This is a genomic window from Hyella patelloides LEGE 07179, from assembly GCF_900659865.1.
Classification (GTDB): Bacteria; Cyanobacteriota; Cyanobacteriia; order Cyanobacteriales; family Xenococcaceae; genus Hyella; species Hyella patelloides.
This window is the reverse complement of sequence record NZ_LR213899.1, coordinates 1-18853: the sequence shown is the minus strand read 5'-3', so window position 1 is coordinate 18853 and position 18853 is coordinate 1. Positions and strand designations below refer to the sequence as shown.

The 18853-nt window shown below is 37.2% G+C and carries 12 protein-coding genes and 1 tRNA gene; 7 read left to right on the top strand and 6 right to left on the bottom strand.

Translation table 11 applies throughout. The features are described 5' to 3' along the window. Positions 1 to 509 precede the first annotated feature (509 nt). The 3 genes from H1P_RS19415 to H1P_RS19405 form a co-directional block, all read right to left on the bottom strand. The gene (locus tag H1P_RS19415; RefSeq protein WP_144870419.1) at positions 510 to 1373 is read right to left on the bottom strand and encodes a M48 family metallopeptidase; all 864 of its coding nucleotides are present in this window, start codon (positions 1371 to 1373) and stop codon (positions 510 to 512) included. Between the two features lie 127 nt (positions 1374 to 1500). Next, positions 1501 to 1917: a tetratricopeptide repeat protein gene (locus H1P_RS19410; protein WP_144870417.1), complete on the bottom strand. Its 417-nt coding sequence runs from the start codon at positions 1915 to 1917 to the stop codon at positions 1501 to 1503. A gap of 174 nt (positions 1918 to 2091) precedes the next feature. Next, on the bottom strand, positions 2092 to 5676 hold the full coding sequence (locus H1P_RS19405; protein ID WP_144870415.1) for a WD40 domain-containing protein: 3585 nt from the start codon (positions 5674 to 5676) through the stop codon (positions 2092 to 2094). A gap of 287 nt (positions 5677 to 5963) precedes the next feature. Here H1P_RS19405 and H1P_RS19400 point away from each other — a divergent pair, with 287 nt between their 5' ends. Both H1P_RS19400 and H1P_RS19395 read left to right on the top strand, forming a co-directional pair. After that, positions 5964 to 9587, top strand: a complete 3624-nt coding sequence (locus tag H1P_RS19400) for a WD40 domain-containing protein (protein WP_144870413.1) — start codon at positions 5964 to 5966, stop codon at positions 9585 to 9587. A 756-nt stretch (positions 9588 to 10343) separates the two neighbouring features. Then, positions 10344 to 10985, top strand: a complete 642-nt coding sequence (locus H1P_RS19395; protein WP_144870411.1) for a response regulator — start codon at positions 10344 to 10346, stop codon at positions 10983 to 10985. Between the two features lie 122 nt (positions 10986 to 11107). Here the strand turns inward: H1P_RS19395 and H1P_RS19390 are convergent, their stop codons facing one another. The 3 genes from H1P_RS19390 to H1P_RS19380 all read right to left on the bottom strand — a co-directional run bounded on the left by H1P_RS19390 (position 11108) and on the right by H1P_RS19380 (position 13901). Next, positions 11108 to 12322, bottom strand: a complete 1215-nt coding sequence (locus H1P_RS19390; protein ID WP_144870409.1) for a sensor histidine kinase — start codon at positions 12320 to 12322, stop codon at positions 11108 to 11110. Between the two features lie 625 nt (positions 12323 to 12947). Next, positions 12948 to 13021: transfer RNA gene (locus H1P_RS19385), tRNA-Val, on the bottom strand. A gap of 97 nt (positions 13022 to 13118) precedes the next feature. Continuing rightward, positions 13119 to 13901: a DUF3153 domain-containing protein gene (locus tag H1P_RS19380; RefSeq protein WP_144870407.1), complete on the bottom strand. Its 783-nt coding sequence runs from the start codon at positions 13899 to 13901 to the stop codon at positions 13119 to 13121. A 368-nt stretch (positions 13902 to 14269) separates the two neighbouring features. Here H1P_RS19380 and H1P_RS19375 point away from each other — a divergent pair, with 368 nt between their 5' ends. The 5 genes from H1P_RS19375 to H1P_RS19355 all read left to right on the top strand — a co-directional run bounded on the left by H1P_RS19375 (position 14270) and on the right by H1P_RS19355 (position 18582). Continuing rightward, entirely contained in the window at positions 14270 to 15694 is a 1425-nt protein-coding gene (locus tag H1P_RS19375) for a MotA/TolQ/ExbB proton channel family protein (RefSeq protein WP_144870405.1), read from the top strand. Positions 15695 to 15722: 28 nt separating this feature from the next. Then, complete coding sequence (locus H1P_RS19370; protein WP_144870403.1) at positions 15723 to 16196, top strand: hypothetical protein; 474 nt, start codon at positions 15723 to 15725, stop codon at positions 16194 to 16196. A 15-nt stretch (positions 16197 to 16211) separates the two neighbouring features. Further along, the gene (locus H1P_RS19365; RefSeq protein WP_144870401.1) at positions 16212 to 16910 is read left to right on the top strand and encodes a hypothetical protein; all 699 of its coding nucleotides are present in this window, start codon (positions 16212 to 16214) and stop codon (positions 16908 to 16910) included. Positions 16911 to 16974: 64 nt separating this feature from the next. After that, a complete protein-coding gene (locus H1P_RS19360) occupies positions 16975 to 17187 on the top strand; it encodes a LapA family protein (RefSeq protein ID WP_144870399.1) in 213 nt (70 codons plus the stop codon). Positions 17188 to 17403: 216 nt separating this feature from the next. After that, on the top strand, positions 17404 to 18582 hold the full coding sequence (locus H1P_RS19355; RefSeq protein ID WP_144870397.1) for a virulence factor: 1179 nt from the start codon (positions 17404 to 17406) through the stop codon (positions 18580 to 18582). Positions 18583 to 18853: the final 271 nt, after the last annotated feature.

Below are 18853 nucleotides of genomic sequence, written 5' to 3'. Positions count from 1 at the left end.
TGAATAAATTAATAGGCGTAGCAAGTGCAAGTATTCGAGAAATAAGAGTTAGAGTAAATAGTTTCATGCATTTGGATGATGAATACTTTCATTAACTCATGTTGTTTAGCTTAACCGAACAGTATTGCCACCCTACTTTATTTTCATCAAATCAAAACATGAATAAAAATTATCGGCCTTGCCTCATGGTGGTATGAAAAGCGCAAAATTTTACTTTTTCATTAATATTCAAGAGGCTTAAAGCTTAAAGCTTAGAGCTTGGAAGCTCCGAACAGTATTACTATCGGTTTCATACCTGTCTTGAACGAGTTGCTCATTGAGGGAAACCCAAGGGGCTGATTCTGTCGTTTCACGGCAGAACTTGTAAGCCCCGCCCAAGACCCCTAAAGGACTCGGCTTCGCCGTCGCGCACTCGTTCGCTAAATCAGCAACGCCAAATTATCGTATGACAGAAGGTCTCTAACCATATTATCCCGCTTGACGGGACTAACCATTAACCACCAGCAAAACTACCAATTACGCCATTTTCCAGAATTATCTAACTTACTATTATGTTGCTGTAATAAATTCTGATATTGTGCTGAACTCGCCCAGCGTTCAATTTCTCTAGCCCGAATTACAGGAACAGGGTGACTTAATTGGGCATTTTGCATCATTCTGAGGGTTTCACCTAAGCTATCTTCACTAGCAGCATCGTAAGCTCTGGCTTGCTCGATAAAAGCATCCAAATTTAACTGAGGAGCTAAGGTAGGAGAACCACCCGCTAGCTTCATTAACACAGACATGATAGTCTTAGGGTCTTGGGTAGCTAACAAAGCTGCGCGATCGCAACTAAATTCTGCACAACGTACCCATTGTAAAATACGCTCTTGTAGTGACTGTGCTAGCACCGTCCCCCAAGTGGGTAACAGATTAGTTGCTAGCACCATGATATTAGCCATTGTCAGATACACCCCATGTTCGCATTTGAGATGACCCAATTCGTGAGCAATTACTGCTTGTATCTCTTCAGGAGTTAACATCTCGATCAAAGATGTATGCAATACAATAAAAGGCTTTTTACCCCGCATGGCAAAGGTATAAGCATTAGGTACGGGGTTTTGCTGTACGTATAGTTGAGGAGGTTCGAGATCGAGAATTTGACAAGCTTCTATCAATAGTTTGTGTAAGTCTGGTAATTGTTTTGCGCTCACTAATACACTAGAGGCGATGTTATTGAGATAAAAAAATTGTTCCCCTACAGAACCTAAAATACTACGAATGACTACGTCTAATCCTGGTAGTTGTTTTAAGGTGTTAGTTGCTTCTAAATCTAGAGGATGACGAAAGCCATCCGCTTTTAAACCGATGAGTAATTGCTTTGATAAATTCATAATTTGGCGTTGTTGATTTTGGGGATGAAGTCGATAGTGATAGTTTTCGTAGCCATTGGCTATTATCTTAACTGTTAGCTTCTTTGCTGGAATTTTCTCAAGGGAAGTCGTAGTAAATTGATTGCTGTTAAAATAACCAATTCTTAGCTTTTTGCAAGCTTTTCCAATCGGGTTTTCTTTGTAAACCTTCTTCGATGTTTTCTTTCAGAGTAGTTTTAATATCTTCATCGAAATCAATTGCTTGTTGCACAATTTCGATATGTTTACGGACTCCTTTTTGCCCTATTTCTAACATTGCCAAAGCTAGATTAAGCTGACTTTGAGGATCCCTAGGCTCGATTTTGATGCTTCTTTGGGCTGCTTTAAGGGCTTGTTGGGGTTTTTCTTGCAAAAGGTACAACCAAGCCAGACAAGTCCAAGCTGCGGAGTTTTTAGGAGTGCTGGTACAAATTTCTTGAAAAGTTGGGATTAAGTTTTCTGCTGCTTCTCCTGCTTGATATTTCTCTATGGCTCGATCGAATAAAGTTTCTGTTGAATCGCTCATCTAAGTTATAAGTTATAAGTCGGTTTTGATTACACATAATTAAAACAGGTTGCTTATAACCTGCCTTACCTAAATATACACTTTACAAAAAATTGAGCTTAATTACGAATTGGCCCTCTTCTGTCACCTTCCGAGATTTACTAATAGTAAAAATAAATTGTTTAATGCTCAATGTTAAATGAATGCTCCACCCGATGAAGCCCCTAAAGCTTTAAGAGTTGCTTTTTGAGCGGAGGTCAAACCTTTTGCCCCAGTGATGTTCATGCCCTCATATAATCTGGCTAATTGCAGTATTTGTAGACACTTACCTGTTTCGACTTCCCACAATCTTATAGTTTGATCTTGCGAACCACTAGCAACAATGTGACCGTGAGGATGAAAAGCAACAGAAGAAGCTAAATAATCATTTCCGTGGCAGATATGCAGACATTTGCCAGTCTCAATATCCCATAGTCTCACGCTTTGGTCGTGGGAAGCACTAGCTAAAGTTTGACCATCGGGACTAATGGCTACAGAAAACACCCAATTATCATGTCCCTTCAGAGTTTTAATTAATTGACCTTGTTGATAATCCCAAATAGCGATCGCGTTATCCATGCTACCACTGGCGAGAATCCCCCCTTTATTTCTCCCCTGATCGAGGATCGGACTAAAATCTACTGATGTTACTCTATTTTTATGTCCTGTTAAGCTGGTTAATAAATTATTTGTCTCAAGATCCCATAGTCTAATAATAGGATCGCTATTGCTAGTAGCCAGAATTTTACCATCGGGATGAAAAGCTACTGACCATACTTGATTGGTATGTCCTGAAAAGGTTTTGAAACAATTACCAGTTTTAATGTCCCAAAGTTTAGCGGTTTGATCTGCGCCACCACTAGCTAAGATAGTACCATCAGGACTAAATGCCACTGCATATACCCAGTCTTCGTGTCCTTGCAAAATCTGCAAGCATTTACTTGTAGTCACATCCCAGAGTCGAATCGTGCGATCGCGACTAGCACTAGCAACTATTCCCTTAGAGTTAATGGGCGCGAAGGCGACAGCACAAACTAGATCGCTATGACCAGATAAACTCTGAAGACAAACATTGTTTTCCCAGTCCCAAATTCTGACAGTACTGTCATTGCTACCACTAGCAATTAAATTACCCTGAGAATTAAAGGCTACGGGGAATACCCAATCTGTACTACCTTGCCAAGTTTTTAAACATTTCCCATTATGACAGTCCCAAATTCTGACAGTTTGATCTAAACTGACACAAACTATTTTTCTTCCTTCTGGACTAAAAGCAAGAGAAAAGATTTGATTAGTGTGTCCGTAAATAGTTCGGATACAAGTGCCTGTATGATAATTCCATAGCCTGACAGTGCGATCGCAACTCCCGCTAGCTAAAGTCATGCCATCGGAACTAAAAGCAACCGCAGAAACTCCAGAAGTATGCTGTTTGTAAGTAGCAAGACATTTTCCCGTAGAAACATCCCATAATTTGACAGTGCGATCGCTACTTCCACTAGCCAAAACATGACCATCAGGGCTAAACGCTACTGAACGAACCCCATTTTTATGGTCTTTGAGGGTTTGAATACATTCACCAGTGGTAATATCCCAAATTTTCATAGTGCCATCGTCACTACCACTAGCAACAAGATCGCCGAGGGGACTAAATGCCACCGAGCGCACATAACTTTCATGTCCTTCAAGGGTCTGAATACATTTACCAGTGGTAATATTCCAAAGACGCAGAATATGATCTCCACTAGCACTAATTAAGGTTTTATTGTCAGGGCTAAAAGCAACTGAAAAGATTTCATTTTCATGTCCTCGACAAGTTTTGAGACAAATACCATCCTTAACTTGCCAAAATTTGACCGTGCGATCTGCTCCACCACTGGCTAGAACATTACCATCAGGGCTAAAAGCAATAGAACGTATCCAATTAGTATGCCCTTTGCAAATAATTAAAAGTTTACCTGTTGCTACTTCCCAGAGGCGAATCTGACAATCAGTATCACAAGTAGCTAAAGTTTTACCATCAGGGCTAAAGATAGCGGATAAAATATTACCTAAAGTTTCAGTAAAAACTGATTTCGATAAGTCTGCATTAGCAAAATTAACGTTATGTAATTTTAGTCCCTGTAAGTTAGCTTGCCAAACTGTTAATCCTGAAAAGTCATAGCCTTGTAAATCTATATTTAGATGACGCAAAATATTGATAATATTACCACTTAAATAGCCTCTTTGTTGAGAGTGAGATTGAGAATGTAGCGATTGTAAAATTTCATCTATCTGCTTTTTGATATTTTCACGTCTTCCTAAAAAGTTGCTTAAATTATTGACAATAGGTCTAATTAGTTGGGTTTCTTGAGATTCTCTAAGATAATCTTTAGCTTGAGATTTTACTAAAGAAATTTTATTTAAAATATCAATATTTTGATTGACTATTTCTTCGGTAATTTTGACAATTAATTGATAAATAATATATTCTAATACTACTGTTTGTAGACTAAATAAGTTATCAATATTTTCAATCAGAGAGCGTTTTTGCAAAGAAATTAAAGCTTGAAATAATACTCTAGAAGAAACTGGAATTATCAAGTCTTGTTGTAAATTTTGAATCGAAATTGGCTCGCGATTAATTGCCAACCAGTACATAATTTGTTGTTGTAATAGAGTTAAACGTGTAAATTGCTGCTGTAAGAGATCGCTAATATCATCGAAAATCAAGGGATCTTGTTGTAAAACTTTAATAAAATCCGTAACGCTACCATTAAAAAAATCTAGAATGCTAGAGGAAACTATCTTCAAAGCTAAAGGATTGCCACTATAGCGAGCGACTAAGGACTGCCATTCTGTTTTTGTACCAGAGAAAGAACCTTTTGCCGATAAAAGTTTTTGTCCTTCTAGATGAGATAGTCCTGTTAGTTGGAGACAGCGAACTGGTAAATTGTCTCCTTCTAAAGTAGATAATTCGGGGAGTGATTCGCGAGAGGTTAAGATTAGGCAGCTTTGATGTTTGGCTTCTGCGATCGCTCTTATTAAGTAGCCATAATTTTCATAGCCTACCCGATATGATTCTCTTGATAAATTAGGAGATTTATTGTTGCCACTCTGTAAAATTGATTCCACATTATCTAGTATCAAAAGACAACGGGACGAGCTTAAGTATTGCAGTAAAAGAGACACTTTTTGCTCTAAAGAATTGGGTAAATCTTTTTGCTTTTGCTTGCTTACAAATTGAATGAAATCGGCTATTACCTGTTCTACAGATGGGGTGTTGCGAAGACTACGACAAATAACAAATTCAAATTTATTTTCAACTAATTGAGTAACTTTAATAGACAGAGAAGTTTTACCAATTCCCCCCATACCTAATACGGTAACGAGACGACATCGATCTTCAAGAATATATTTTTGCAACATCTTGATTTCTTGCGATCGCCCAAAAAATACAGAAACATCTATTTCTTCGCCCCAATCTTGATGATTTTTGTGGTCGATAATTTCTTGCCATTTGAGTCCGAGAACCTGACAAAAGGCTTTAAAAGCATCAACATTAACTGCGTATTTTCCTGATAAGAAACGCTTCCAAGTCCCTTCGGAAATACCATTAGCAAAATAACCTTTTTCTTGCCATGAAGTACCCAAAACTTTACTGGCTTCTTCTAACCAGCGATAATCATCAATTGTCCAACCTTTGGCTTTTCTGGCTTGTTTTACTATTGCTAAACTCCGAGCAGAGACTTTTAGGGCAACCATCGATACTGTTTTAGATAGTTTTTCTCACAATAAATAGGTTGTGACTAATTATGCCTATTGACTACAGCTTAAGATGAAATCGTTTTATTCACTTTAAATTTTAATATTTGTCAAGATCGTATGTTAGAGCCAAACGCGATCGCAAAATTTCTCAAATTCTCAAGAAAATCAATAATCGAATAATTCCGCAGATCGATTTTGAATTTTTTCGAGACAAAATTCAGGATCGAGAAGTGTAAAATCAAAACAAGGTTATCTTGTTCTCTGTTTTAAACACTTCGTAAAGAATGAAAAAGCTGATAGCTTCTGCCATAGGACTGAGGAACATTAAGCAAGCGAGAAAAGAAAAAGGTTGGAATATTAATGATTATCGCTGGCTGGAGTCTGCGAGTGAAGTTTTGGGTATTTTTAGAGAAAAAGAGGACAAGTTAGCTTCAGGGATATCCTATGGTACTTGGAAACGTTTTTTGGGGGGTAAACATCCTATTAACGATCGCGCTTTTCAAGCTTATTGTCAAGTTTTAGGTTTGGAATGGCAAAGCGTAATTTCAGATCGCAGCGTTCATCAAGATTTTCATCTCAATCATCAAGATTGGGGAGAAGCCATTGATGTTTCTGTATTTTTTGGTCGTCAAAAAGAAATAATCACCCTCAGAAAATGGATTATAAGCGATCGATGTCGCTCGATTTTACTGTTAGGAATGGGTGGAATTGGCAAAACTGCTTTAGCGATTAAAATAGCCCAAAGCATTCAGTATCAATTTAATTTTGTTATTTGGCGTAGTCTTCGCAATGCACCTTCTTGTAAAAGCATATTAGCAGATATTATTCAATTTGTTAGTAATAAAAAAGAAACAAAACTACCCGATAAAACTGTAGATAAAATTAATTTATTGCTTGAATATTTGCGTAATCATAAATGCTTATTAATTTTAGACAATGCAGAATCTATTTTAGAAAATAAGCAAACACCCAATAATAATCATTATCGAGAAGGTTACGAAGCATACGGTCAGCTTTTTCAAGCAATTGCTGAAACTAAACATCAAAGCTGTTTACTAATTAGCTCAAGGGAAAAACTTAAAGAATTAGAAATTTTAGAAGGAAAAAATTTTCCTAATCGTTGTTTGCCATTAAAGGGTTTGTCACAAGCAGAAGGTAAAGAAATTTTCCAGACTAAAGGTTCATTTAGTGGTTCAGAAACAACTTGGCAAATATTGCTAGAAAGATATGGGGGTAATCCTTTGGCTTTAAAGATTGTTGCTTCTCATATCAAAGATTTTTTCTCTGGTAATATTGAAGATTTTTTAGCAGTTTTACAAGAAGGCTTATTTATCTTTGACGATATTCGTCTTCTTTTGGAGCGACAATTTCAACGTCTCAACCAGATCGAACAAAATATTATGTATTGGTTGGCAATTGAGCGTCAGCCAATTTCATTATCTAAATTACAAGAAAACTTTGTTGCGAATCTTTCCCTAGGCGATTTAATTCAAGCTTTAACTGATTTAAAAAATCGTTCTTTAATTGAAACTAATAATAATAAATTTACTCAACAACCTGTAATCATAGAATATATAATCAGTGAATTAATTGAGAGAGTTTGTGAGGAAATAGTTACAGGAGAAATTAATTTATTCAATAGTCATGCTCTCATTCAAGCTCAAAATAAAGAATACATTAAAGATTCACAAAGCTTTCTGATTCTAAAACCCTTGATAGAGGAATTATTGTTTACCTGTGGCACAGCCGAAGATATTAATAATTGTTTAAAAAAGAATTTAGCAACCTGGAAAGCGAAATCAATAAAAGGTTATTTTGCTGGTAATACGATTAATTTATTACGTCAATTAAAAATCGATTTAACTGATTATAACTTTTCAGGATTAACAGTTTGGCAAGCTAATTTACAAGGTTTAAATTTACATCAGACTGATTTTACTAATTGCGATCTATCTCAGTCGATATTTACCGCAACTTTAGGTAATATTTTATCGGCTGCTTTGAGTCCTCAAGGGGATAAATTTGCAACTTGTGATAATGGAAACAAAGTAAGTCTTTGGGATAGGTATACAGGTAAATTACTAACTGTTTGTGAGGGACATCATAATTGGGTTCGTTGCATTGCTTTTAGTCCCGATGGTCAGATGATAGTAAGTGGCAGTAGCGATCGCAGTATTCAATTATGGGATATCCAGACAGGAGAATGTTTAAGAACTTTTATCGGACACAAAAATGAAATTTATACAGTGGCATTTAGTCCCAATGGTATAATTCTAGCTAGTGGCAGTAGCGATCGCAGTATTCAATTATGGGATATCCAAACAGGGGAATGTCTACAAACTTTAACGGGACATAATGGTTGGGTACGTTCGGTTGCATTTAGTCCCGATGGTACAATTCTGGCTAGTGGTAGTAGCGATCGCACTGTCAAATTATGGAATATCCAGACAGGGGAATGTCTGCAAACTTTAACGGGACATCATGGTTGGATACGTTCGGTTGCTTTTAGTCCGATTCCGTTGAATCAGTCAGAAGGTGTGATTCTGGCTAGTGGGAGTGACGACCATACTATCAAGCTGTGGAATCTGAAAACAGGTAAATGTCATAAAACCTATACCGATCATAGTAGTGGAGTCTATTCCATTGCTTTTAGTCCTTTGAGCAATAGTGGCAAAAGATTTATCTTTGCTAGCGGGAGTGGTGATACCACCATCAGAATATGGGATATAACTACAGATCGGTGTCTTAAAACTTTATACGGACACAAAAATCAGATCGTCACAGTTGATTTTGGGGCTGATGAAAATACTGTAATTTGTGCTAGTTTAGATCGCACCGTCAAGCTATGGGATGTCACTACAGGACAATGTCTCCGTAATATCGAAAGTCATACAGATTGGGCATTTCCCGTTGCTTTTACTCAAAAACAAACCAATTTGATTTTAGCTAGTATTTCCAGTGACTATAAAGTGAGACTATGGGATATTCAAACAGGAGAGTGCCAGCAAACTTTATCAGGACATCAAGATCATATTTGGTCGGTTGTTTTTAGTCCTAATAGTTTATCCTCGAATAGGGACAAAATTCTCGCTAGTGGTGGTGCAGATCGCCAGATTAGAATATGGGATATCAATACTGGTGAATGTAACCAAGCTTTAGTGGGTCATGAAGACTGGATTAGGGCGATCGCTTTTCATCCTGATGGTCAAACCCTAGTTAGTAGTGGAGGGGATGGCACAATCAGATTTTGGAATCTTAACACTGGAATTTATACTGTGATTTCTGAACCTCAAGTCTGGTCTTTAACTGTTAGTGAAGACGGGAAATTTCTGGTTAGTGGAAGTAGTAATGGTGCAATTAAATTATGGGATTTTAACAGCAAAAAATGTTTGCAGACTTATATTGCTGAAGATTCTCCAGGAGTCTATTCCGTTGCCTTCAGTCCAAACGATAAGGCTATTATTAGTGGTAGTGCAGACAATCAAGTTAGATTGTGGGATATTGCTACAGGAAAATGTCTCAGGGTTTTTGAAGGACATCAAGGATTTGTTTTTTCCGTTGCTGCTACTTCTATATTTTCCAGCAACTCCACTCAGGAAATCTTAGCCAGTGGTAGTAGCGATCAAACTGTTAAATTATGGGATATCCAAACAGGAAAATGTCTGCAAACTTTAATCGGACATAGCAATAAAGTCTGTTCCGTTACCTTTAGCCCTGATGGGAGAATTCTTGCCAGTGGTTCTCAAGATCAATCTACCAAACTTTGGGATGTAGCAACGGGGGAATGTCTGAAAACCCTTAGAGTTCCTAGACTCTATGAAAATATGAATATTACTGGAGTAACTGGTTTAACCCCTGCACAACAAGAAACTCTGAAAATTTTAGGCGCGATCTCTTGCGTGACGTGAACGTAATCTAAGGATTTAATATTGAGGTTATTACTAATATCAAGTGTGTGTGAATTCAAATCAAATTAGCAAAGCACAACGCACAAAGCCTGATTAAACAAAAAAAGCAGATTGCGATCGCAATTACTCAAATAAGGTTGGTACTTTATTACTTTTGTAAAATTAACTATTTCCTGTTAATTAATTATTTTCTGTACTTAGAAATTTGGCAGAAATACCAAAATTGGTGTTCTAAGGTAAAAAAATTTAAACAAGAGTTTTCAGAAGTTCTGCAATGATATTTTACTGAATTTAAAAACTATCAATAATCAAGTTGGCGTTGCTGAATCAGGGTATAATATCAAATATGATTATCAGAACATCCTATAAACACGTCTCTACAGGATTTAACGATTTTATCGCTAAATATTATATTGTGTGTCAATAGGATTGTGTCTGATCTCAAATCCGTTTAGTAAAACCCCAATCAATATTTAGTGTAGAGACGTATCATGATACGTCTTGGAGTGGGTTAACGGTTTCATATATAAACTGGGTATGTAATTCGGATTTGGTATGACCGCGAATTGATAGTAAGAGATGCTAGTATACCCTTTGCCGATCCTGTCACCATGTTGATTACTTTTATAGTCTTAAAGAATGATAATCAACTAAAAGCTCCGAAGCTCTGAAGCTCCGAACAGTATTACTTTTAGTTTCTGCTTTAAATCAGCAAAGTCTAAGTTTTATTCATATCAAAAGCTGGAGTTAATTTGAATGATTTGCCTTTTACTGGTAGACGATCAAGAATTAGTTTCTCAGGGATTACAAGCAATGTTAAATCTGGAGTCAGATTTAGAAGTAGTAGGAATTGCTAACAATGGGCAAACTGCTATTGAACAGGTAGCAATTCTCAAACCAGATGTCGTCTTGATGGATATCAGGATGCCTATCATGGACGGAAGAGAAGCAACGAGAATTATTGCTCAAAGATTTCCCGATGTTAAGGTTTTAGTTGTCAGCACATTTGATGAAGATGACTACATCGCTCATGCCATTAAAGCAGGAGCAAAAGGATATCTGCTTAAGGATATGCCTGTCGAAGAGCTAGCCCAGGCAATTCGGTTAGTACATCGGGGATATACCCAGATGGGACCTGGACTAATGGAAAAAATGCTCGATGGTATTTTAGATTCCAGCATAACCGAAACTGAATCAGATGAACTAGAGCTAACAGAGTTGACCCCAAGGGAAGTAGAAGTACTACAATTAATTGGTACTGGTTGTACTAATCGTGAAATTGCCAAACAACTTTATATCGCTGAAGGAACTGTCAAAACTCATGTTACTCATATTCTAAATCGACTAAATCTACGCAATCGATCGCAGATAGCTATTTATGCTAATTGTGCTAGATAAGTAGCTTAAAAGACTGAGATTTCTTTAAAATCTCAGGTAATTAATTTTTATAGCGATCGCAATAAGAGTGAAATAGCTCAATAGCGATCGCGAGTATTCGGCTAATGTGCGATCGCTATTTATCAAACTTCTTGTAGAACATTCTTAGATTCATTCAGACTATGAATTTGCACTTCTATTCGACAGCCTTTTCCTGGTGAGGTTTTAAGTCGAAATTGACCATTAACCGCAACTACTCGCTCTTGCATTCCCCGAAGCCCAAACCCAGCACTTTTTTGCTTGCAATCGAACCCTTTACCATTATCTTCCACAGTTAGATAAACCCATTTGTGAGTGGTTTTGAGGTGAATTTGGACTTCTGTGGCTTGAGCGTATTTAAAAATGTTGGTCAAAGCTTCTTGTACGATACGATAAACAGTTTTAGCCACTGGTATTGGAACTGAACCACAGCGACTAATGTTGGTACAAATTGACAATCCAGTTCCTTTGCGAAAATCATCCACCAAAGCCTCGATTTTGGTTTCTAGAGGTTTTTCGTCTTTGGCATCTTCTCTTAAGGTACTAATGGATTTACGCACTTCCTGCATTGCTGTTTTACCTAAATGTTGAGCCTGTGCCAAAAAGGTGCGAGCCTGTGCGGGTTCTCTTTCCCAGAGTTTGACGGCAGTTTGCATCTGAATATTTAAACTGGTGAGAGCGTGACCTAAAGAGTCATGAATGTCGCGAGCAATACGATTACGTTCTTGCACGGTTGCCAGTTCTTCAACTTTTTGAGCATACTGCTGTAGCTGTTCGTGAGCATTGGCAAGTTTTTGTCGCATTTGACGTTCGGTTAATATTCTATTGGTCAACTGCAACACAAAAAAGATAGCCAGACCAAATACCAATGTTTCTGCTATTGTGTGCATTCCAAAATGAATTTGAGCCTCTGGTTCTTCTGGTAAAGCGCGCTGAATATATTTAAACTGATCTCCTAAAAACAAAATAAAGACTAAACCAGTTACGATCCATCGACCCAAGGATTCAAACAAAAAGCAACTCCGCATTACCACAATTAGATATAGCGTAGGCAAAATATGCAGGTATCCCAATACCGTCCCATAAAAAATTAAGCCAATTTCAATAGCGGTATAAATCACTTTAATTATGAGACTTCCGTTAGGCAAAATTAAACCCATCAAACCTAGTGCCACTAGAATAGATATGTGTTGGACAGGGATCATGTGACCCTGCCAAGCTTCCACCACAGCCAGAGAACCGCAACTGGCAAGCATTACCCATTCAGTAATCAGCAAAAAGCGAAAAGGATTGGGGAGAAATTTTAAAGGGGGAATCATGGAAATAATAAGTTGGGAGAGTCTTCTTTTATTAAAGTTCTAAGTTTACTCTGATGACCACAATAAAGCCTAAATTTATCACTTTTGTAGTAGTTGTTGGTTGAGTGGGGAGACTTTAGTCTTAGGAATTTAGTCTTAGGAAAATATACTTAATGAGTCAGGCTAATTAAGAGAATCTTGATTTCTTTTGTTGAGGATCAATTAAAATATTACCAAATTTCGTCTGATACTATAATAATTTCAAATAGAAACCACAAGTTACTCAGTACTACTTTTCATCCTTTATGCCCTAAAGGACTTCCTTCGGTCGCGCGATGCGTAGCGAGTCCTAAGGCGGAAGCGGTATCCTTTAGGGCATCCTTTATCCTTCATCCTTTTACCAATGTTTAACAACGTAAGGAAATTAATTGGAACGACTATAAATCCAGTTTAGATACGATCTTTATTAATTTCTTAACCTGGACACTTGTGGTGTGAAGAGATGAGAAATACTTTAAACGAATTGATTGCTAATTTTTTTTCCAACCATAGGTTTACCAAGGTTGCTTTTAAACATAAGCTTGCCACAACGGTAAAGTTATGGTTTAAGTCACAACACAAAATCGCAATATATACTGAATATATATGGACGTACCCCGACTCGAACGGGGGACCCCATCGATGTCAACGATGTACTCTAACCAACTGAGCTATACGTCCTTACGTGGTTGCAGTGAAACATTCTTTTGCTGCATAAATAGGTATAACACGTTTTTGTTTGGATTCGCAAGAACCAACTTAAATTGAGCGTTTTCTTTCAGGATGCAACTCCTGGGAAACGCTGATATTTAAGGTAGAAACCCAAAATCATCAAGACAGTAATAGCCACTGCACCAATTCCTAGAGGACTTGGCAACCAAAATACGGCTTTGATATAATTAATTTCTCCAGGTTGCAGATGCCACATTAATTTTTTGGTAGGCGAGTTAGGAATGGGTTGAAGATTATTTTCTCCTGATGCACTGTAAGCTAACCAGGGGGTATTTAGTTGAAAATCCAAGTCAATCAAGCGATCGCTGTTAATCGTTATTTTATCTTGACGAGTGAGAATGTTTAATGCTCGCAAATCAATCGCCAAATCTAGGCTATTACGTTCTAACAGTAACAGATTATTTTGTTTCAGGGTGATATAAGAATCGAGCTTGGTTAAGTCGGAATTTTCTGCTGTAGAAACCGCAGAGGTAGCAGGAATTTCGCTATGAAATAGTTGATTGAATTTAGTTGCTAGTTCTTTCCCGTTACGAAAAGGAATAGTCACAATTAGTTCTTCAGCATTGGGCTTTTTGACTTTGCCTTGTAATTTACGCGATCGCGACTCTATACTATTCAACCATTTTTTGACATCAGAGCGATCCAGATTGTTTAATTGCTGTCCAATTTTAATGTGCTGGACAATATTACCATTGTGGGGGCTATTGAAGTTAATCCCTACGTCATAGTTAACGCATCCTGTTAAAAGCATTAAAAGACAACACAGAAAAGGGAACAAAAACGCCATATAATTTCTGTTTTTTTGTCCGATCTGAGTTTTTTTCAACATTGTGTTCTCCTAATTTATCCCAATAGCCCAATACAATTGATATTCAATATGATTCAGTGTTTTTGCTATTTTTGAAATGAGAGCATAAAATCTATAAGTAAATTTACACAATCATCTTTTTATGCTAAGTTTCGCAAAAATACTTAATTTTTGTTCTTTACTCAATCTTTAGACAAATAGCCCAAATACATTAGTTATCTTCACTATTATTCAACTGTATACGTATATAAAGTAAAGATAATAGTTCATTGATAATAGGTTGATTTCTGAAATACCTCTTATGTAAGTATACTTACTCGGTAGTATCTCCCTCATAAGCGATCGCTCAGAAAGCTTATTAATAATGACCATAAATTATAATAACTACAATGAAAAAAATTAGATCGAAATCTAGATCGAAATCCCGCACCCAAAGTTCTAAACGCCAAGAGTTAGAGGTAAGTATACCTCTAGTGAGTATCATTGGTATAGGTCTAGTAATTGCCTTCTACACCCTACTATATCCTTTTAAAGAGTCTGCTATTGGGGTTCTACTCTATGATAGAGGCTTTACTCAATACCTAGTAATGTTTTTAGCAGCAATGGTCATTGCGACAATATCTCTTAAGCTATTAACTTTACAACCAGAATATAATGCTTTGAGTAAAATTTGGATCGCAGAGCATATTCCATTAGGGAAACCTAATTCTGATGAAGTTAGCTACTTACAAGAACGCTTAATGAGCGAAGGTAGTCTAGTAGCAAGGCGTTGTGGTCGTATTGTAGCAGCTTACATCAAGTCTGGCGATCGTGAAACAGCCACAGAATTTGCTCTTGATGATTCTTCTTTTTATCAAAGTGCTTCAGAGTCTTCTTTTTCCGTACCTCGCATCCTTGTTTGGGCAATTCCTCTATTGGGTTTTATCGGAACTGTAGTTGGTATTAGTAGTGCAGTTAGTGGTTTTTCTGGTTTTTTACAAGAAGCAGGAGATGTTGAGCAAATTAAAGAGGGTATTGGAATGGTTACTGGTGGTTTAGCTGTAGCCTTTGATACTACTTTGTTAGCTCTTTTCTTGAGTGTTTTAGTAATGATTCCTCTGGTGTTAGTAGAGCGTTATGAATCTCGTTTGTTACTCGGAATTGATATTTTTATTAACGATAAATTATTACCTCGCCTGAGAGATAAAAAGCAAAGTCTTAGCGCAGAAGCTATTAATACGGCGGTACAAGGTGCTATTAACGAACATTTTCCCAATCCAGAAAAATTAGTCGAACCTGCTCATAATTATGCTCAACAAGCAGCTAGTTCTTTAGCAAAAGGTTTTTTATCAGAAATTAGTAAAGTACAAGATGTTAGCTCCCAAGTAATTACTCAAGTGGGAGAAGTCAGGCAATTAGCAGATCGAGATCGACAACAATTTATGGAATTTTTTGCTCAACAACAGCAGGCTAATCAAGAAGCTGTAGCTACAATACAAGCTTTAGTGACAGAAATTAAAGCTAAGAATAATCATTTAGCAGATGGTTTGAATTTACAAGCTAGACAAATCACCAAGCAGTTAGAACAGGCTGCTAATATTTTAGAAAATAGAGTAATTGCTTTAGGGAAAAGTGCTAGTAAAATTAGCGATCTTCGAGAGTGGCAAGCTAGTCTAGATGAAAGCCTACGTTCTTTAGAAAAAACAGCGAAACTAGCACAGGTTTTAGAAGAAGTAAGAGATAATTTAGGTCAGCTTAGACCAGTTTTAAACAACTTAAATAAACCTCGTAAAATCACTTTGGTTGAGCAGGATAACTATAATGGGAGACAATAACTTTACTAATTAATAATGAACAATTAATATGCGTAGACGCAGTATTTCCCGAAAACATACTGAAATAGAATTATTCCCTTTTTTATCTATTTTGGCTTGTACTATTGGCACATTAATCTTATTAATTATTGTGCTAACCACCCAAGCTTTGAATCAACAAGAAGTAGCGATAGTAGCCAAAGAAGAAGAAAGTGGAGTCAACGCCAGTAAAAGCCCTCGCTATATAGAATGTCGCTCTGAAGGAATCGTTTTATATCCTAGTGAAGAATTTGTTCCCATAGACCAACTACAAGACCCTAACTCTCCATTACAACAATTAATAGCAGAAGTTAAAGCCAATAAGGATAGTGAATATTTAATTGTAGCACTAAGACCCAATGCAATTGATGTGTTTAATCAAGTTCGTGCCATTCTCGAAAAAGAAGAAATTGATATTGGCTATGAACCGATAGATGCTGGTTGGACATTGAAAACTGAAGAAGAAATAAATAACAGTAACTAATAATTAACAATTATTATGAGAAACCGTAGAAGGCGCAAAACTAGTACCCCAGATCAAAATTTAGATTCTTTTTTAGATATTCTAACTAACACTGTTGGGGTATTAATGTTTATTAGTTTATTTGTTACTTTAATCGCTGTTGAAGCAGATTCTATTGTGCAAACTCCTTTGGTTTCTAAAACCGAAAAAACTCCTCGCTTTTTTGAAATTCGCGATAATCAAATAACCTATATAGATGATGAAAAAGTAGGTAAAGATATTCAAGATGTTATTGGTAATTTACCCAATTGTAATAGACCAGATTTAGGTTCAGATGTTAATTCTGGTCAATATTTAACAGGATTAAATAATCATAATGCTTGTGTTAATAGTCGGGCTAGTCGTTTAATCAATTTTCGCACCACCACTGATTACTACAACGTAACGATGACTAATGCCAGTACTTTTTCCTTGCGTTACGATCCGATCAAAACTAAATCAGGAGAAACCGAAGAGCAATTTGCCCTTCCTGAATCTCAATTCAACGCAACTTTAGCACAATTAGACCCCCAAAAAGATTATCTGGCTTTTATTGTCAGACCTAATAGTTTTTCTGGGTTTCGTGCTGCTAGGGAACAAGCTTGGGCAAAAGGTTTCGATGTGGGTTGGGAACCTCATAAGCTGGATTTACCGATTCAATTTGGCTCTGGTGGTCGAGCCATCGGAGTACAATAAGTTAAGGAGTGAGGAATAAAAAACAAGTAAATATCAGCCAATCACTAACAAGCAATAAATAACAATGAAGATTTTTGCCAATTTTATTAACTCTTTAATAGTAGCAGGTTGGGTTAGTGCGGTCGCAGTTTTTTCGATTCAAAATATTCAAACTGTATCCCTCAAATTCTTAGTTTGGCAATCTATTCAATTTCCTATTGGAGTTTTGCTAGCCTTTTGCGCTGGTGTGGGTTTTATTGGGGGTTCTTTTTTACCTCTTTTGTGGCAGAGAAGATAGTTAATGTTCACTATTTAAGTAGTAGTTTTGCTCTTACTTGACTATTTCAGGTAGTGAGATCGCCTTGTTGATTGTAGTAGTTCATTCCTATGTCAAACATCGAGATCGTGGCTGGATATATTCCCAGTTCGATTGGTCGAATTAGTGATTAATAGTGTAGGAAAAATTAAATCTAATCTGTCAGTTTTTAGTTGTACTTTAAGAAAAACAACAGCCATGAAACTCTCGAACCTAGAAACCACTCCTAATCCCAACTCCATGAAGCTTAACCTGGACGAGCAGATTGTGGAAAAACCTCTGTCCCTACAACGGGGCAAAACGCTCTCTAATGTCCCTGATAAAGTGTTTCAGTTGCTCGATATTGAAGGAGTGCGAGAAGTTTTTCTTGCGTCTAATTTTATTACCCTGACTCGTCACAATAATGCTGACTGGGAAACAATTCTCTCCAGAGCTTCAGGGATACTGGGGCTAGCTGAAAATGCCGATACAGAAATACTGAATAGATCGAAAGATTTATCCACCTCATCTTTGGCAGAAACTAGTAAGAGTTTAGGATTAGTAGAAGTTGCCGTATTATTCTTTCGTTGTCTCCCTACTCAAGTGAAAGTTATAGGTGCATTTGAACAAGCTAGAGTCAATTTGCCCGCTCGTTTCGAGCAAACTTTACAACGGGTCATTGATGCTACAGGAGCTAACTATGTAGAGGAAAGATACTGGGAACCTTATCCATCCCGTTCTGGTCAACCAGAAGAAGTAGCCAAGATGATGGTCGAAGAAATCGCTAGTCTCATCGATGAAGAGGAATTGGCTCGATTGTCCGAGAGAATCATCACTGGTTCCAAAACACCAACAATAATCAAAGAGAAAGCCAAACCAGAAGATTTACTTGTTTTGCTCGGTAGCAGTGATTGGAAAACTAGACTCAAAGCTATTCAAAAGCTGGAAATAAATCCTCAGACTTTCCCTGCTCTTGTACAAGCTTTAGAAGATCCCAAAGCCACCGTTAGACGTTGGGCAGCAGCACTCCTTGGTTCTAGTGAAAGACAAGAAGCTATCGAACCTCTGAGTAAATTGGTACTTAACGACCCGATTGCAGTAGTTCGACGCACTGCTGGCGATGCCTTAAGTGATTTGGGTAATGTCGAAGCCATACCTACTATGTGCCTTGCTTTAGAAGACAGTTCCTCCTTTGTGCGTTGGAGAGCAGCACGTTTTCTTAATGAAGTAGCAGAGTCAAGCTCAGTTGAAGCTCTACAAAAAGCTCTAGGGGATGAAAGTGAGTTTGATGTCCGCTTAGAAATTGAGGCTGCCCTAGAACGTGTAACAAGTGGAGGCGAGCGTCAGTTACCTATGTGGATGCGCCTCAATCAGACTTCTGAACCCTTATCCGATTGATAGAGTCTTTAAATACTAAATTAAATAGTTTCCAAATTAATACTGGTATCTGATTTATACGGAAAGTACCCAACAGCTAAAACTTAACCATTCGCTATAATATTCAAAATTCTTGTTTCTTGAACAACTTCATTTTAAGAGAAAGTTAGTTTTATGCCACTCTCAAATATTGTTTTGTTCTTCACTACTGCGGTTGTGATGATTTGCACTCCAGGACCCGACATCATTTATCTCACATTCCGCAGAAAAATTTAATTTCTTCGTGATTTTT

What these genes read in the sequence shown, in the direction of transcription:
- H1P_RS19405 (WP_144870415.1), bottom strand. Translation starts at nt 5,676, where the DNA reads ATGGTTGCCCTAAAAGTCTCTGCTCGGAGTTTAGCAATAGTAAAACAA.
- H1P_RS19375 (WP_144870405.1), top strand. Translation starts at nt 14,270, where the DNA reads ATGAAAAAAATTAGATCGAAATCTAGATCGAAATCCCGCACCCAAAGT.
- H1P_RS19355 (WP_144870397.1), top strand. Translation starts at nt 17,404, where the DNA reads ATGAAACTCTCGAACCTAGAAACCACTCCTAATCCCAACTCCATGAAG.
- H1P_RS19395 (WP_144870411.1), top strand. Translation starts at nt 10,344, where the DNA reads ATGATTTGCCTTTTACTGGTAGACGATCAAGAATTAGTTTCTCAGGGA.
- H1P_RS19400 (WP_144870413.1), top strand. Translation starts at nt 5,964, where the DNA reads ATGAAAAAGCTGATAGCTTCTGCCATAGGACTGAGGAACATTAAGCAA.
- H1P_RS19410 (WP_144870417.1), bottom strand. Translation starts at nt 1,917, where the DNA reads ATGAGCGATTCAACAGAAACTTTATTCGATCGAGCCATAGAGAAATAT.
- H1P_RS19415 (WP_144870419.1), bottom strand. Translation starts at nt 1,373, where the DNA reads ATGAATTTATCAAAGCAATTACTCATCGGTTTAAAAGCGGATGGCTTT.
- H1P_RS19390 (WP_144870409.1), bottom strand. Translation starts at nt 12,322, where the DNA reads ATGATTCCCCCTTTAAAATTTCTCCCCAATCCTTTTCGCTTTTTGCTG.
- H1P_RS19365 (WP_144870401.1), top strand. Translation starts at nt 16,212, where the DNA reads ATGAGAAACCGTAGAAGGCGCAAAACTAGTACCCCAGATCAAAATTTA.
- H1P_RS19360 (WP_144870399.1), top strand. Translation starts at nt 16,975, where the DNA reads ATGAAGATTTTTGCCAATTTTATTAACTCTTTAATAGTAGCAGGTTGG.
- H1P_RS19370 (WP_144870403.1), top strand. Translation starts at nt 15,723, where the DNA reads ATGCGTAGACGCAGTATTTCCCGAAAACATACTGAAATAGAATTATTC.
- H1P_RS19380 (WP_144870407.1), bottom strand. Translation starts at nt 13,901, where the DNA reads ATGTTGAAAAAAACTCAGATCGGACAAAAAAACAGAAATTATATGGCG.